The sequence below is a fragment of the uncultured Parasphingorhabdus sp. genome (genome assembly GCF_963677535.2).
GTDB lineage: Bacteria > Pseudomonadota > Alphaproteobacteria > Sphingomonadales > Sphingomonadaceae > Parasphingorhabdus.
The window spans coordinates 360082-375419 of sequence record NZ_CAXXUT010000001.1 but is presented as its reverse complement, the minus strand read 5'-3'; the positions used below and the strand labels follow the sequence as shown (position 1 = coordinate 375419).

Genomic DNA, 15338 nt, shown 5'->3' with positions numbered 1-15338 from the left:
CGTTAGTCGAAGCTGGGGAGAATGCTATGCCAGCATGGTGGCAAACAGGGATTGAACCGGACCTTCTGCTCGCCTAGTCTTCTCGTGATGAGAAATTATCCGAACCGAATAGCATGGTCGCCTGCCCGGCCGATTGCGGCCCTGATCGTCCTGATGCTGATGACCGCACCACTCGGAGCCTGCAAGCGCCTGCCGGACGAGGATGATCTGCGCGCAGAAACCGCCCGCGCCTATCCTCCTGCCTCGCGACCGGTATCGGAACTGGCCGGCAACCAGTGGTCGACCGAGACCGCCCGCGACAAGCGCGGCGAGGCGGAAGAGATTATGAAGGCTGCAGGACTGGAGACCGGGATGACGGTCGCCGATATCGGCGCGGGTGAAGGATATTATACGGTGCGTCTGGCCGAAAAAGTGGGTGCTTCAGGACGGGTCCTGGCGCAGGATATCGACGAGGAAGCGATCGACCGTCTGGCCGAGCGGGTCAACCGGGAAAGCCTGGACAATGTCTCGATCAAGCTGGGCGCGCCGGATGATCCACGGCTGCCCGAGAATAGTTTCGACCGGATATTCCTGGTCCACATGTATCATGAGGTCCGCGAACCTTATGCCTTCCTGTCCCGCCTGCGACCGGCCCTGCTTGGCAAGACGGACAATCAGGATCCGGGCGAGGTAATCGTGGTCGACGTCAATCGCGATTTCTCGCAGCACGGTATCCCGCCCAAACAGCTGTTCTGCGAGTTCGAGGCCGTCGGTTACGAACTCGTCGGCTTCATGGAACGGCCAGAACTCGGCGGCTATTTCGCGCGATTTCGGGCGAAGGGGCCGGCTCTGGCGCCGGGCGACATCACGCCCTGCCCCTATCAACCGGACAAGGGCTGATATCAGCCGGCACTTAGCCGGGTGCCCGATTTGCCCTGTCTGCGTCGTGCCTTTCGCGCCAAGCGCCGCCAGTGACGCCGGTCCCGGCTGCACAGGTCTCTATCGCTCGCCCGTTCTGCCAGAATATCAATGGCTTGCTCGCCATATCTCGCAAAATAGGACTTGATTTCCCGAGCATCCTTGGCCCGGCGATAATCGGATTCGAAAAAATCGAACATTCAATGCTTCCCGCAAGTCAGATGCGACCCTGATGCGTATCTCGCAGGTGCAGCATACAGAATGTTACATATGGTTTCAAGCCTCTTTACGATATGATGCACGAAGATATATGACGATACAATATCCTTGCCGGATCGCTGGCCTAGCCCTCGTCACCCATTTTCAGCGCGGCGATAAAGGCCTCCTGCGGGATGCTGACATTGCCATATTCGCGCATCTTCGCCTTGCCCTTCTTCTGCTTCTCGAGCAGCTTTTTCTTCCGGCTGATATCGCCACCATAGCATTTGGCGGTGACGTCCTTGCGCATAGCCGAGATGGTCTCGCGGGCGATCACCTTGCCGCCGATTGCCGCCTGCACCGGGATCTTGAACAGATGCCGCGGGATCAGGTCTTTCAGCCGCTCGCACATGTGCCGGCCGCGCGCCTCGGCAGCGTCGCGGTGGACGATCATGCTCAGCGCGTCGACCGGATCGCCGTTGACCATGATGTTCATCTTGACCAGCTGGCCGGTGCGCAGGCCGATCTGGTGATAGTCGAAGCTGGCATAGCCCCGCGAGATGCTCTTCAGCCGGTCGTAAAAGTCGAACACCACCTCGTTGAGCGGCAGTTCGTAGACAACCTGCGCCCGGTCGCCGACATAGGTCAGATTCTTCTGCACCCCGCGCCGGTCCTGGCAAAGCTTTAATATCCCGCCGAGATATTCGTCGGGGCAATAGATGGTTGCCTCGATCCACGGCTCCTCGATTTCGCGGATCTTGACCACGTCCGGCATATCCGCCGGGTTGTGCAGGAACATCTCGCTGCCGTCGTTCATCTCGATCCGGTAGACCACCGACGGCGCGGTGGTGATCAGGTCGAGATCATATTCGCGGGTCAGCCGTTCCTGAACGATCTCCAGATGCAGCAACCCCAGAAAACCGCAGCGGAATCCCTGTCCCAATGCCGCACTGGTCTCCATCTCGAAAGTGAAGCTCGCGTCGTTCAGCCGCAGCTTGCCGATGCTCTCGCGCAATTTCTCGAAATCCGCAGCATCGACCGGGAACAGACCGCAGAAGACCACCGACTGCACTTCCTTGAAGCCCGGCAGCGGCTCGGTCGCGGGATTTTTCACCGTGGTGATCGTGTCACCGACCGCGGTCTGGCTGACTTCCTTGATCTGCGCCGTGATAAAGCCGATCTCGCCCGCCGCCAGTTCCGGCAGCTGCTCGATCTTCGGCCGCATGCAGCCGACGCGGTCGACCAGATGCTCGGTGCCCTGCGCCATGAACTTGATCTTCAGCCCCTTGGTGAGAACCCCGTCGATCACCCGCACCAGAATGACCACGCCGAGATAGGGATCATACCAGCTGTCGACCAGCATCGCCTTCAGCGGCTTGTCGCGGTCGCCCCCAGGCGGGGGGATTTTGGTGACGATCTGCTCGAGAATATCCTCGATGCCGATCCCCGACTTGGCGCTTGCCATCACCGCGTCCGAGGCGTCGAGCCCGATGATTTCCTCGATCTCGTTGCGCACCCGCTCCGGCTCGGCGGCTGGCAAATCGATCTTGTTGAGCACCGGAATGATCTCGTGATCATGCTCGATCGACTGGTAGACATTGGCCAGAGTCTGCGCTTCCACGCCCTGCGCCGCATCGACCACCAGCAGCGCCCCTTCGCAGGCCGCCAACGACCGCGAAACCTCATAGGCAAAGTCGACATGGCCAGGCGTGTCCATCAGGCTGAGCTCATAGGTCTCACCGTCCTTCGCCGTATAGTTCAGCCGCACCGTCTGCGCCTTGATCGTGATCCCGCGTTCGCGCTCGATATCCATATTGTCGAGCACCTGCGCGCTCATCTCGCGCTCGGTCAGCCCGCCGGTATGCTGGATCAGCCGGTCGGCGAGCGTCGATTTGCCATGATCGATATGGGCGATGATGGAGAAATTGCGGATATGGGAACGTTCGGTCATGGCCAGCCGTTAGCAGGGGCGCAAGCCCTTGTCAGCAGGAAACGTCCGCGCCGCACCCGACATTTTCGCCACGATTTCATCCCGCGCCGCCAATCGAACTTTACAAACTTTACACTGTTATGAATCGCAAAACTTCCGGGGTTTTTCGGGCGGGATTCGCGCAGCAGTTCATGCCCGCAAATGCCGCTTGTTCAGTTTCGGAGCAGTGAGACTGAACGAGGCGGAAACGGGAAAACCGCAGGCAGTGACAGACCGTCCCGCTCCGCTTTTCCAGGAACGGGCAAAGAGGATTTTATTGTCAAAGAGCCGCCTGAGGATATGCCACAAGCCAGAACCTGTAGGAAAGCCTTTTGGAACCCCTCCACCATCCTGCGGATGGTCCCCCTCCCCACCGCTGCGCGGCACGGAGGAAAGGGTCGCTTGCCCGCTTCTCCGCAAGCCGCTAAATCCACCCCATGCGCACCCGCCTCGCCATCTGCCGCAAGAAAAAGCGCTTTGCCAGCGAGGCGGACGCTATCGCGGTGGCGCAAGTTGCGACCATCGATCTGCGCCCCTATGCTTGTGACCGCTGCTTCCAATATCATCTGACCAGCCGGACCAAGGGCAAGCGACGGCTACCTGATATAGATTGACCTGCGGCCTTGCCAGCGGTGGATGAGGTCCTGGCTGCAATTGGCCCTCGCGGGGCATCTTTGCCTTCTGTCACAAAGGTGCAATAAATATGCCATGAAAGGGAAATGCAGTGGTCATATTTCGCTCACCAACATGCAATGCAAATGCAGTGGACCAGTGATTATGACTAAAACTGTGCTTAAGACCATAGGCCTGCTGGCCGGGACCGCGGCGATCGCGCTTCATCCGGCATCGGCGATGGCGGAACCGATTTCCGCCGAGCAGGCTGCGGCCCTGCTGAGCAAACTGAACCAGCTCGAGCGCGAAGTCGCGGATCTGAAGGCGCAGCTCGACAATGTGCAGAAGACGCAGCAGGCCTCGACCAGCGCGATCGCTACGACCGAGGCCAAGCTGTCTGCGACCGAAGAAAAGCTGGAGCAGCAGAAGCCGGTCAAGATCGCCTTCAAGGGCGCGCCGGAGATCAAGGGCGAAGACGGTTGGAGCTTCAAACCGCGCGGACGGATGCTCTATGACTTTGGTACCGTCAATGCGCCGGATTCGATCAACGACGCCGGTCTCGGTTTTGCCAATGAAGCCCGGCGCATCCGGCTCGGCGCTTCGGGATCGATCCCGGGCGGTTTCGGCTACAAGCTGGAAGCGGATTTTGCCGGCAACGAGATCAACCTGACGGATGCCTTTTTTACCTATCAGGACGGCGGGCTGACGGTGACGGCGGGCCAGCACAACACGTTCCAGGGGCTGGAAGAGCTTTCGAGCAGCAATGACACGAGCTTTATCGAACGCGCTGCCTATACAGATGCTTTCGGTTTCGAACGGCGGGTCGGACTTTCCGCGCAATATAGTGTTTCGGACCTGCTTTTCCAGGCGGGCGTCTTCACCACCGATATCGACGATTTGAACAATGACGAGGACAATAGCATCGGCTTTGACCTGCGCGCGGTGGCGATGCCTAAATTTGGCGACGCACAGGCGCATTTCGGGGCGTCCTACCATTATCGCGATCTGGGCGACGCGGTCAGCTCGCGCCGCTATCGCCAGCGCCCGGCAGTCCATTTTACCGACACGCGCTTCATCGACACCGGCAATATCGCGGACGCTGAATCAGAGACCAGCTACGGGCTGGAGGCTGCGGTCATATCCGGACGGTTCCACGCCGCTGCAGAGGGCCACTGGCTCAACCTGAACCGTAGCGGCGCGCTTGCCGATCCGACCTTCTTCGGTGGTGCGGTCGAGGCCGGCCTGTTCCTCACCGACGACACTCGCGGCTACAAGGAAGGCGTATTCAAGGGCGTGAAAGTGTCCAATCCCGTCGGCCAGGGCGGTCTTGGCGCGTGGCAGGTCAATGTCCGCTATGACCGGCTCGACCTGATCAATGCCGGCTTTGTCGGCGGCACGCAGGATGCCTATCAGGCGTCGCTTATCTGGACGCCGGTCGACTATGTTCGCTTCCTGCTGAGTTATTCCCGACTGGACTATGACAATGCGGCGATCCTGGCGGCCGGCGATAACGACTATTCTGTCGACAGTCTCGCCGGACGATTCCAGATCAGCTTCTGATAGTCATCCCTGCTGCGGGCCAGCCGCTTACCGCTATTCGGCAGCCTGCTGCTCGGGCCATATCGCGCCAACATCGTCACCCTTGTGGCGATCGGGCATTTGCCGTCCGGTTTCCGCGAAATAGGTCAGTTCAGCGATATTGGTGGCATGGTCACCGATGCGTTCGAGATTTTTCGCGATGAACAGCAAATGGGCGGATTCGCTGATATAGGCCTGATTCTCTACCATATAGGTGATAATCGCGCGGAAAATGCTGGTGTAAAAATGGTCCAGCGTCTGGTCTCTCGCCCAGACCGAAACCGCCAGATCGGCGTCGCCATCGGCATAGGCCTTGAACGAATCCCGGACCAGCTCGGCGGCGATGTTTGCCATTGAGGGGAGCAGCGAAGCTGGCTCGACCTTGCGGCTGGATTCGGAGACCAGCGGCACGCGCTTGGCAATATTTTTGGCATAGTCGCCAATCCGCTCGGCAATGCTGGAAATCTTGAAGGTTGCGATCAGATGGCGCAGGTCATCCGCCATCGGTGCGCGCAAGGCGATTGTCTGGATTGACAGGGCATCAATACGCCGCTCCAGTTCGTCAATATCGCGATCGTCGGCGACAACGGCTTCGGCCAGCGCCAGATCATTGTGCGCGAGCGCCTCGATCGAGCGGACAATCGCAGCGGTGCTCTTGTCTCCCATCTCCAGAACCATCGCCCGGAGATCGTGAATTTCCGCATCAAAAGCGGTCACGGTATGCTGGGCGGTGCTGAGATTCATAAGACATCCTTGTTGCGGCTTCCGCTATTGTAACAAAAATGTCATATAAAAAGCAATATATTTGCCTTCTCGCCCTTCGAGCGGCGATATCCGGCAGTATTGCAACAATCCCGAGCGGCCGGTTCGGTCCCGCTAACGCCCATGAAAAAGGGGCCGTTGTTACCAACGGCCCCTCGGATCAAATCCGCATATGTCTAGTTCGGGAGATGACCCATGTTTGGATCAGGCGATAAGGGGTCGCCTATTTCAAAACATCCTTGCTCAGCAGCGGCAGGGTTTCGGCTGCTTTTTTCATCGACTCCCGGGTCGCGTCGGGCGAAGCGATCAGCCCGGCCTTGACCAGATAGCCTTCGCGGGTCCCCGCGTTGACGAATTCGGTGACATATTCCTGGATACCGGGAATGACGCCGACATGCTGTTTCTTCACATAGATATAAAGCGGCCGTGCACCGGGATATTCACCCGAAGCGATCGCGTCATAGCTTGGCGTGACGCCGGAAATATCAATCCCGCGCACGGTATCGAGATTTTCCTCGAGGAAGCTGTAGCCGAAAATTCCGACCGCATTGGGGTTGGACTTCAGCTTCTGGACGATGAGATTGTCATTCTCGCCCGTGTCCAGATAGGGGCCATCGGTGCGAATCTCGTGACAGATGGCTTCATATTCCTCCTTGTTGCTTTCCTTGAGCGCCTTGGTCCCGGCGTCGGTCTTGCAGCCTACTTCCATGATCAGTTCGGTCAGTGCGTCGCGGGTTCCCGATGTCGATGGCGGGCCGTAGACGCTGATCGGCAGAGAGGGCAGCGACGCATCAATATCCGACCAGTTCTTGGTGGTATTTTCCTTGCCGAACGGCTTGGCGGCGATCGCCTTGTAAATCTGTTCGGGGGTCAGGGCAAAGCTCGGCCCTTCTTTGGATTGCGCCACAGCGATGCCGTCGATGCCGATATTGATCTCGACAATGTCGGTCACCCCATTTGTCTCGCACAGTTCAAATTCGGAAGCCTTCATTCGGCGCGAAGCATTTTCGATATCGGGCGTATCGGCGCCAACACCCGAGCAGAAAAGGCTCATGCCCGCGCCGGTTCCGGTCGATTCCAATACCGGGGCCTTGAAGCTGCCCATGGCGACGAAATTTTCCGACACAGCCTTGGCAAACGGAAAGACCGTCGAGGAGCCGACGATGCGGATCTGGTCCCGGCTACCGCCGCCGCCGCTGTTGCCGGCCTGGTTTTCACAACCGGCCAGTGCCAGTGCGGACATCGCGATTAGTGCAAATTTCGTTTTCATCAATAATTCCCTTGTTCAAGGTGGATTGCGCAGGAAAAATATCCGTACGATCGCTCGAACAAGGCCTCTACTGCCGCACAATGACTTTTGAATTACAGAAATATTTCACAAATATTGCAGCTTCGCTTGGCGAAACCGCAACCCTATTGGGGCAGCCGCTTCATCGCCTCCAATGGCGGACTGTCCGGCCGAGCGTGAAACAATTCCACCCGCTCGAAACCGAGGCTGTTGTAGAAACGGCGATTGGCCGGATTGCTATTTTCCAGATAAGCCATCGTGCCGGCGCGGTCACAGGCATCGAGGACCGGCTGGATCAAACGTCGCCCCAGCCCCCTGCCCCGTCCCGCGCCGGCGACGCCGATGGTAAACAGATAGGCATGCGGCTCGCCGGGATGATGGCCTTCCATCGCTTCGCCGGCCGCCTTGCCCCGCATCAGCGCGCCCCAGCCGCCGCTGGCCAACAGCCCCCAATAGGTCTGCACCATTCCGCTCATCGCCATATCGGGCTTGTCACCGGGCAATAGCCACATCGCAGCCGCAAGGCCTTGGCCATGCTCCTGCAATATCTGGCAGAATCCGTTCGGCGCGTAGAGATGTCGCGCAAGCGCGCGAAACGTCCGCTGCATCGGATCGAAACCGCCAAACAGCCATTTGTTGAACGGATCATCGCGAAAAGCGTCGGCGGTGATCGCCGCAAGCGGTCCGGCATGTTCCGGACCGACCCTGTCGATCCCCTCGACAGGCGCAATGTCCGATGCGGTCAGCACCTGAACTGGAGCCGGTAGCTGTTAATAGATACCGCCTTCGGCCTGCAGGAATTCGTCATCATTCTGTGCCGGACCACGATTGCGATTGGCCTCCTGAGCGCGCGCCCGGGCAGCGGCCCGCTCGGCTAGCAGCTGCGCCTTGCGCGCTTCCAGCCTCGCCAGCAGTTCATCCTTGCGGATCGAACGGCGCGGTTCGGTTTCAGGCTTGAAGACATCCCAAATGACCGCAGACTTGGGATCATCGGTCGGCCAGCCGCCGAACACACGCTTGCCGGTCCTGCGATCTACCCGCACCATCCGTACGCCCTTGGGAGCGACAAACGGCGTTTTCGGCATGCCCACCATCGCCCGTTCGGCAAAACGCCGGAACACCGGCGCGGCAAGCGTACCGCCCTGGGCATAGCCGCCCATGTTGCGCGGCTGGTCATAGCCGAGATAGACACCGGCGACCATGTCGGGCGAACCGCCGACAAACCAGACATTGGTCGGGCCGCTGGACGTTCCGGTCTTGCCGAACAGCGGCCGGTCGAGACTTTTCAGATTTTGCGCGGTACCGCGCGTGATGACGCCCTGGAGAATGTCGATCATCTGATAGGCGGTCATCGGATCCATCAACTGCTTGCCCGCGGGGCGCGGACGCGGCATCGGCTCGCCATCCCAGTCGCTCATATTGCAATCCTCGCAGATCCGCTTGTCAGCGCGGAAAATGACTTCGCCCTGCCGGTTCTGGACAAAATCGATCACCGTCGGTTGCAGTTCGCGCCCGTGATTGGCGAGCATCGAATAGGCATTGGTCAGTTTCATCACCGTAGTGTCGCCAGCGCCCAGGGCAAAAGCGAGATAGGGCTGATAGTCGCCGATACCCATGGTCTTGATCGTTTTTACGACATTCTCCATGCCGGCATCATTGGCGGCACGCACCGTCATCAGGTTACGCGATTGCTCGACACCCCAGCGCAGGGTCTGCTCGCCGGCGCCACGCGAATTGCCGAAGTTCCGGAAACATTTGCGTCCGAGCGAAGCCGACTGGTAGACACAGAACGGGCTGTCGGCAATCAATGTGGCAGGCGTCATGCCCTGATCGAGCGCCGTCGCATAAACAAAGGGCTTGATCGTCGAGCCGGGCTGCCGCTCGGCCTGGGTGGCCCGGTTGAATGAACTCATCCGGTCGTCGAAACCGCCCTGCATGGCCCATATCCGGCCGTTGCGCGGGTTTTGCACCACTATCCCGCCGGAGACCTCCGGCACATTTTCCAGCCGGTAGCGGCTACCACCCTGCGGGCTGACAGCGATAATATCTCCAGCCTTCAAGGCGCCCGGAACGGAATTTATCCGGCCCGTGGTCCCGTCGGTAAAACCGATTTCTGCGCCGCCACCGGTCCGCCGGATGGCTACCGCGATCCGCCAGTTGGCATAATCGGTATTGATGAAGGTCGACGCGAGACGCTGCGCCCATTGCTCGTCCATCTCGATCTTGTTGATCGGACCGCTCCAACCCTTGCCGCTGCTATAGCGCAGCAATCCGCCGCGCAGCGCGTCCTTGGCATATTCCTGCAGTTCGGGGTTCAGCGACGTGCGCACCCAGAGACCGCCGGAGTAAACACTATAAGGACCTGCTTTCTCGTTCTCGCCGAATTTCTCGATCAGCTGGCGGCGGACTTCCTCGATGAAATATCCTCCAACCCGCTCGAAACGGGGGCCGGAACGCGAGATCGCGCCCAGCGGCTGGGCTATGGCTTCCTGATGCTGCGCATCGGTGATCCAGCCATTCTCGTGCATCTCGCCAAGCACCCAGTTGCGGCGGTTGATCGCCCGCTGTTCGTGCACTTCCGGACGATAGTTGGACGGTCCCTTGGGCAGAATCGCCAGATAGGCGATTTCATGCAGAGCCAGCGCGTCGACGTCCTTGCCGAAATAGGCCTGTGCCGCGGCCTGCACCCCATAGGCATTGCGACCGAGAAAAATCTGGTTGAGATAGAGTTCGAGAATTTCCTCTTTCGTCAACACATCCTCGATCCGGTACGCCAGAATCGCTTCGCGGACCTTGCGGCGATAGGAAACTTCGCTGCTCAGCAACAGGTTCTTGGCCACCTGCTGCGTGATGGTGGACGCTCCGACGGGCCGGCCACTTCTGGTGATATTGGTGACGATCGCGGTCGCGATGCCGGGATAGTCCAGCCCACCATGTTCAAAAAACGTACGGTCTTCCGCCGCCAGATAGGCGCGGACCAGCAACGCCGGATATTCCGAATATTCCAGCTGGACCCGCCGCTCGCGCGCATAGCTGTGCACCGGTTCACCGTCATAGGCGCGGACCATTGTCGGCAGCGGCGGCTCATAGGATTGCAAGGCCGTGGCATCGGGCAGATCGCGCGCAAAAATCAGCCAGATCAGCAGCCAGCCCAGCACACATAGCACGAGAAAAGCGACAAGCAGCCGAAACCATTTCTTCTGCCAGAATCTTTCGATCCGCTCGAAAAAACTGCCCGTGCTTCGTTCGAGCTTGTAGGCGAGACTTTCTCCAGCCGTATCTGACGCATCATTTACCATAGGCTGCGCTATCTAAACCGGCTCGCAACCATTTTCCAGCGATTATCGATGAAAAACGCGCCTGCGCTTGGCGTGGGACAAGCGGGCAGACCGGTCCGGCTTTTTTGCTCTAGCGCATCGCCAGTTTGCGGGCAAAATGTGACTCGATTGCGCTGGCGACACCGGACGCAACCTTGCTCCGGCCTTCGCGCGAATTCAGGAAGGCCACGTCATTCTTGTTGGTCAGATAGCCGGTTTCAAACAAAACCGACGGCGTGTCGGGAGCCTTGAGCACAACAAAGGATGCGTAGCGGTGCGGAATCTTGCGGAACGGCATCTGCCGACTGCCTTCGCGGTGGAGCAACTTAGCGAAATCCGCGGAGACATTCATGGTTTCGCGCTGGGTCAGGTCGATCAGGATCGAGGACACATCTTTCGTCGCACCACCCAGATTGACGCCGTTTATGATATTGGACTTGTTCTCGCGCGCGGCCAGTTTGGCCGCTTCGCGGTCGGAAGCAACTTCAGACAATGTATAAACGGTGGCACCGGATGCGGTCTCGCTGCCAGCGGCATCGGCATGGATCGACATGAAAAGGTCCGCGTCGAGCCGGCGGGCAATGCCATAGCGTTCTTCGAGCACCAGAAATTCGTCTTTTTCCCGGGTCAGCGCCACCCGGACCCTGCCCCCGGCTACCAGCCGGTCGCGAATGGCTTTGGCAATGGCCAGCGTGACATTTTTCTCCCGCGCACTTCCGTGCGGAGAAATTGCCCCCGGGTCATGACCGCCATGGCCGGCATCGATAACCACCAGCGGACGGTTCGGATCGCTGGGGCCATAGATTTTCGGCAACTTGACCGAATCCTCGGGCTTTCCCAGCGGCACTTTCACACTATATTTGGTCTTCGGCGGTTCGGCACGAAACTGTGCCGGCGGCAGAAAGGACAGCCGTCCACTCGCCAACTGGGCATGGCCTACCGGCTTCAGACTCAGGTTCAGGCTTTTTCCGTCTTTCGAAAAACTGCCGCTCGTGACCACGGCCGGGCGATCCAGATCAAACACGATCCGTGCGGTATCGGGATCATATTGCCCCTGGCGGACCGATTTGATCATGCCGGTTGCGTAGCCGCCGCGCCCGGCCTTGCCGCCACGCACGTCAATGGCAATACGGTCCGGCCCGATCAGCGAAAAGGCAGAGGCCCCTTCTACCAGATCATCAAAGGAGATCGTAATTTGCGAGCCATTGGCCTCGATCCGGCTGACAGAGCCTGCATGAGCTGGAGAAACGGTGGCCAGTGCCGACGCCAATATTGTTACCAGAGCCATGGTCCGCTTATGCATCCGGTGTGCCTTTTTGGTCCAGTCAATTTTCATAGATCACGGCGTCCTGCTGATTTCACCCCGCAAATCGGAGTGAAGACGGCATTAAGGATGCTTTCGTAAGGCGCCGTAAAATGACGCGGTTAACGGGCCATTAGGCATGTTTCGCCGAAGTCAGCTATTCTCGGCGATGTTTCCAGCCTGTCACAGTTTGTGTTGCCGATCCGCGCGAGCAGTGCTAGCACAGCTGTTGAACTGTTCGGAAAGAATCCGGAATTGGTTCGACTAAATGCCGGAAATCATTCGGCATCTACCAGGTTGACGCAACATGAGGCATGAAATCTCCGGCTTAGAGGCTCTCCGTTCAGGAGGCGCTTCCATGCGCGGAAAGACTTTGGCTAACGGCCAGAGCCATGCGGTTGTTGCAGACGCATTTTTATCTGAAATATTTCAAATCAACCGGATGACGACGCCCGCCCCTCATCAAAGGATCGCGCGCACGAAAACGTCATCCCCATTATATTGCATGGACCCGCCGGGCTCTGATCCGGCGCTCCCTGCCAGGAGACTATTGAATGACTACGCGCATGCTAATCGACGCGCGCCACCAGGAAGAAACCCGGGTAGCGGTCGTAAAAGGAAACAAGATTGAGGAATTCGATTTTGAATCTTCCGAGCACAAACAACTTAAAGGCAATATCTATCTAGCAAAAGTTACCCGGGTCGAACCCTCGCTGCAGGCAGCGTTTGTTGATTATGGCGGCAACCGTCACGGTTTCCTCGCCTTTTCCGAGATCCACCCCGACTATTACCAGATTCCGAGAGAAGACCGCGAAGCGCTGCTGGCCGAAGAAGCCGAGCATGCGGCTGAAGAGGCCGCGCTGCGCGCGCAGGAAGAGGAAGAGGATGACGCGCCCGCCGATATGGTGCGCAGCGAAGCCACCGAAGAACTCGACACTGCGCTGGTTGAAGTCGACCAGGACGAAAGCGTCGATACGATCGACGTTACCGAAGGCGAAATCCCGGTAGAAAATGGCGACGACGAAGACGAGGACGAGGATGATGAGTCCGAGGACGAATCTTCGGACGACGGTGAAGAAGCCGGAGGCGAAACCAAGGCCAAGAGCGGCGGTCGCCGCGGTCGCGGTGGTCGCCAGAAGGGCCGCGGCAAGGGCAGCATGCCCAAGGCCAGCGACCAGGCCCGCCAGAAGCGCATGGCCCTGCGCAAGCGCTACAAGATCCAGGACGTTATCCAGCGGCGGCAGGTCGTCCTCGTTCAGGTCGTCAAGGAAGAACGCGGCAACAAGGGCGCAGCGCTCACCACCTATCTCAGCCTCGCCGGACGCTATTGCGTGCTTATGCCGAACACCTCGCACGGTGGCGGGATCAGCCGCAAAATCAATAACGCTGGCGATCGCAAGCGGTTGAAATCGATCATCGCAGACCTGAAGTTGCCGACCAGCATGGGGTGCATCGTCCGCACCGCCGGACTGTCCCGCACCAAACCGGAAATCAAGCGTGACTTTGACTATCTCGCCCGTCTCTGGGACGAAATCCGCGAAAAGACGCTGAGCGCGACTGCCCCCAGCCTGATCCACAGCGACAGCGATCTGATCAAGCGCGCGATCCGTGATATTTACAATCGCGAGATCGAGGAAGTGCTCGTCGAGGGCGCCAACGGTTATACGGCGGCAAAGAATTTCATGAAACTGCTGATGCCGAGCCACAGCAAGCGGGTGAAAAGCTATGCCGATCCGGTCTCGCTGTTCCAGCGCTATGGCGTCGAGGACCAGCTTTCGGCCATGTACTCGCCGGAAGTGCAATTGAAATCCGGCGGCTATCTGGTAATCAACCCGACCGAGGCGCTGGTCTCGATCGACATCAACTCGGGCCGCTCGACCCGCGAACACGGCATCGAGGCAACCGCGGTCAAGACCAATATGGAAGCCGCAGCCGAAATCGCGCGCCAGCTGCGCCTTCGTGACATGGCCGGACTGGTGGTTATCGATTTCATCGACATGGACCGCAACGGCAATGTCCGCAAGGTCGAGCGGGCGATGCGTGATGCGTTGAAAAATGACCGCGCGCGGATTCAGGTCGGACGGATTTCCAGCTTCGGCCTGATGGAAATGAGTCGCCAGCGCCTGCGCACCGGCGTGCTCGAAGCTTCCACAAAGGTCTGCCCGCATTGCGAAGGCACCGGACTGGTGCGGACGGCATCCTCTGCCGCGCTGTCGGTTTTGCGTCTGCTCGAGGAAGAGGCCGCCAAGGGCAAGGCCAGCCAGATCAGCCTGCGCACCAGCCAGGAAGCCTGCATCTATGTGCTGAACAGCAAGCGTCACGAAATCGAGGATATCGAGAAACGTTACGGCGTCTCGATCGAGATCGTACCGGACGGCGAAACCGAGGGCGCGCGGATGGAAATCCAGACCTCCGGCAGCCCGCCGAAGAATATGCCGAAGTTCGAGCCGATTATCGATGATGACGAGGATGATCGGAGCGACGACACGGACAATAGCGGAAGCGATGCCCGCGGCGACCGCAATGATGGCGAGGAACGACCGAAGCGCAAACGGCGTCGGCGCGGCAGACGCAATCGGGGCGGTGATCGCGGCGAAGCCAATACATCCGAGAATAACGGCGAAAAAACCGCTGAAACCTCCGGCGATGACAATGGCGGCGACAAGGGCGCCGATGACAAGGGCGAGACAGCAGCGGCACCGGAAAATAGCGATGCCGGCGAGCAGACCGAAAAGCCCAAGCCACGCTCGCGCCGTACCAGCGCCCGCAAGGCCGATGCCGAGCCGGTAGCGGATAGCGAGGCTGCAGACGGCGAGAAGGCCGAAGCCAAGCCGCGCGCCAGACGCCGCTCTGCCAAGAGCGAAGCCCCGGCCGAGCAGCCGGCAGCGAGCGCCGAGCCGGAAGCCGAAGAGAAGCCGAAACGGCGCCGCGCACCGCGCAAGGCCAAGCCGGCAGCCGATGCACCTGTTGCAGAAGCCGCAGGCGAGACAGCGGACGCCACAGCCGAGAAGAAGGCGCCGGCGAAACGTGCGACGCGATCGCGGGCGAAAAAAACGGACAGTGCCGAGAATGCTGACAAGGCTGCAACCGAAGCGCCGAAAGCGACCAGGGAGAAAGAACCCGGGGCAAAGGCACCTGCCAAGCCGCGGAAGCCAAGAGCGGCGGCCAAACCGAAGGAAGAAGCTGCAGCCAAACCCGCGAAGGAAACCGCAGCGAAGCCAAAAGAGGACGTCAAGGCGCCCGAAAGTAACGCGAAGGAATCCGATGACGGGGAAACTCCGCGCCAGGGCTGGTGGCAGCGCACCTTTGGATGACTGGAATTTGATGTTCCCGCCAGATGTTTCTGGCGGGAACATCATGATTTTCATCCACCGTTCAGCCAGTTAATGGCAGAAGAAAGGGCTCCAGCCAGAC

The 15338-nt window shown here is 59.4% G+C and carries 11 protein-coding genes; 4 read left to right on the top strand and 7 right to left on the bottom strand.

Annotated elements, in window-relative coordinates; translation table 11 throughout:
* Nucleotides 1–87 precede the first annotated feature (87 nt).
* Nucleotides 88–879, top strand: coding sequence for a class I SAM-dependent methyltransferase (locus ACHZCJ_RS01795; RefSeq protein ID WP_394700008.1), 792 nt, complete (start codon nucleotides 88–90; stop codon nucleotides 877–879).
* Nucleotides 880–881: 2 nt separating this feature from the next.
* On the opposite strand, the gene ACHZCJ_RS01790 is transcribed toward ACHZCJ_RS01795, so the two are convergent.
* On the bottom strand, nucleotides 882–1097 hold the full coding sequence (locus ACHZCJ_RS01790) for a hypothetical protein (RefSeq protein WP_159643295.1): 216 nt from the start codon (nucleotides 1095–1097) through the stop codon (nucleotides 882–884).
* 143 nt (nucleotides 1098–1240) lie between these two features.
* A complete protein-coding gene (gene lepA / locus ACHZCJ_RS01785) occupies nucleotides 1241–3046 on the bottom strand; it encodes a translation elongation factor 4 (RefSeq protein ID WP_159643297.1) in 1806 nt (601 codons plus the stop codon).
* Nucleotides 3047–3501: 455 nt separating this feature from the next.
* Between lepA and ACHZCJ_RS01780 the strand changes: the two genes are divergently transcribed.
* Both ACHZCJ_RS01780 and ACHZCJ_RS01775 read left to right on the top strand, forming a co-directional pair.
* Nucleotides 3502–3678, top strand: a complete 177-nt coding sequence (locus ACHZCJ_RS01780) for a hypothetical protein (RefSeq protein WP_321323377.1) — start codon at nucleotides 3502–3504, stop codon at nucleotides 3676–3678.
* Between the two features lie 163 nt (nucleotides 3679–3841).
* Nucleotides 3842–5236: a porin gene (locus ACHZCJ_RS01775; protein ID WP_321323375.1), complete on the top strand. Its 1395-nt coding sequence runs from the start codon at nucleotides 3842–3844 to the stop codon at nucleotides 5234–5236.
* Between the two features lie 33 nt (nucleotides 5237–5269).
* On the opposite strand, the gene phoU is transcribed toward ACHZCJ_RS01775, so the two are convergent.
* From phoU to ACHZCJ_RS01750, 5 genes are all read right to left on the bottom strand, one after another.
* Nucleotides 5270–5998 carry a phosphate signaling complex protein PhoU gene (phoU, locus tag ACHZCJ_RS01770; protein WP_321323373.1) on the bottom strand — a complete coding sequence of 243 codons (729 nt, stop codon included), beginning with the start codon at nucleotides 5996–5998 and terminating at the stop codon, nucleotides 5270–5272.
* 241 nt (nucleotides 5999–6239) lie between these two features.
* Nucleotides 6240–7286, bottom strand: coding sequence for a substrate-binding domain-containing protein (locus tag ACHZCJ_RS01765; protein WP_201295637.1), 1047 nt, complete (start codon nucleotides 7284–7286; stop codon nucleotides 6240–6242).
* Nucleotides 7287–7429: 143 nt separating this feature from the next.
* Nucleotides 7430–8053: a GNAT family N-acetyltransferase gene (locus tag ACHZCJ_RS01760; protein ID WP_321323370.1), complete on the bottom strand. Its 624-nt coding sequence runs from the start codon at nucleotides 8051–8053 to the stop codon at nucleotides 7430–7432.
* Between the two features lie 21 nt (nucleotides 8054–8074).
* Nucleotides 8075–10603: a PBP1A family penicillin-binding protein gene (locus ACHZCJ_RS01755; protein WP_321323368.1), complete on the bottom strand. Its 2529-nt coding sequence runs from the start codon at nucleotides 10601–10603 to the stop codon at nucleotides 8075–8077.
* Between the two features lie 109 nt (nucleotides 10604–10712).
* The gene (locus ACHZCJ_RS01750; RefSeq protein ID WP_321323367.1) at nucleotides 10713–11957 is read right to left on the bottom strand and encodes an N-acetylmuramoyl-L-alanine amidase; all 1245 of its coding nucleotides are present in this window, start codon (nucleotides 11955–11957) and stop codon (nucleotides 10713–10715) included.
* Nucleotides 11958–12478: 521 nt separating this feature from the next.
* On the opposite strand from ACHZCJ_RS01750, the gene ACHZCJ_RS01745 reads away from it, so the two are divergent.
* Entirely contained in the window at nucleotides 12479–15238 is a 2760-nt protein-coding gene (locus ACHZCJ_RS01745; protein WP_321323365.1) for an Rne/Rng family ribonuclease, read from the top strand.
* The last annotated feature ends 100 nt before the right edge of the window (nucleotides 15239–15338 follow it).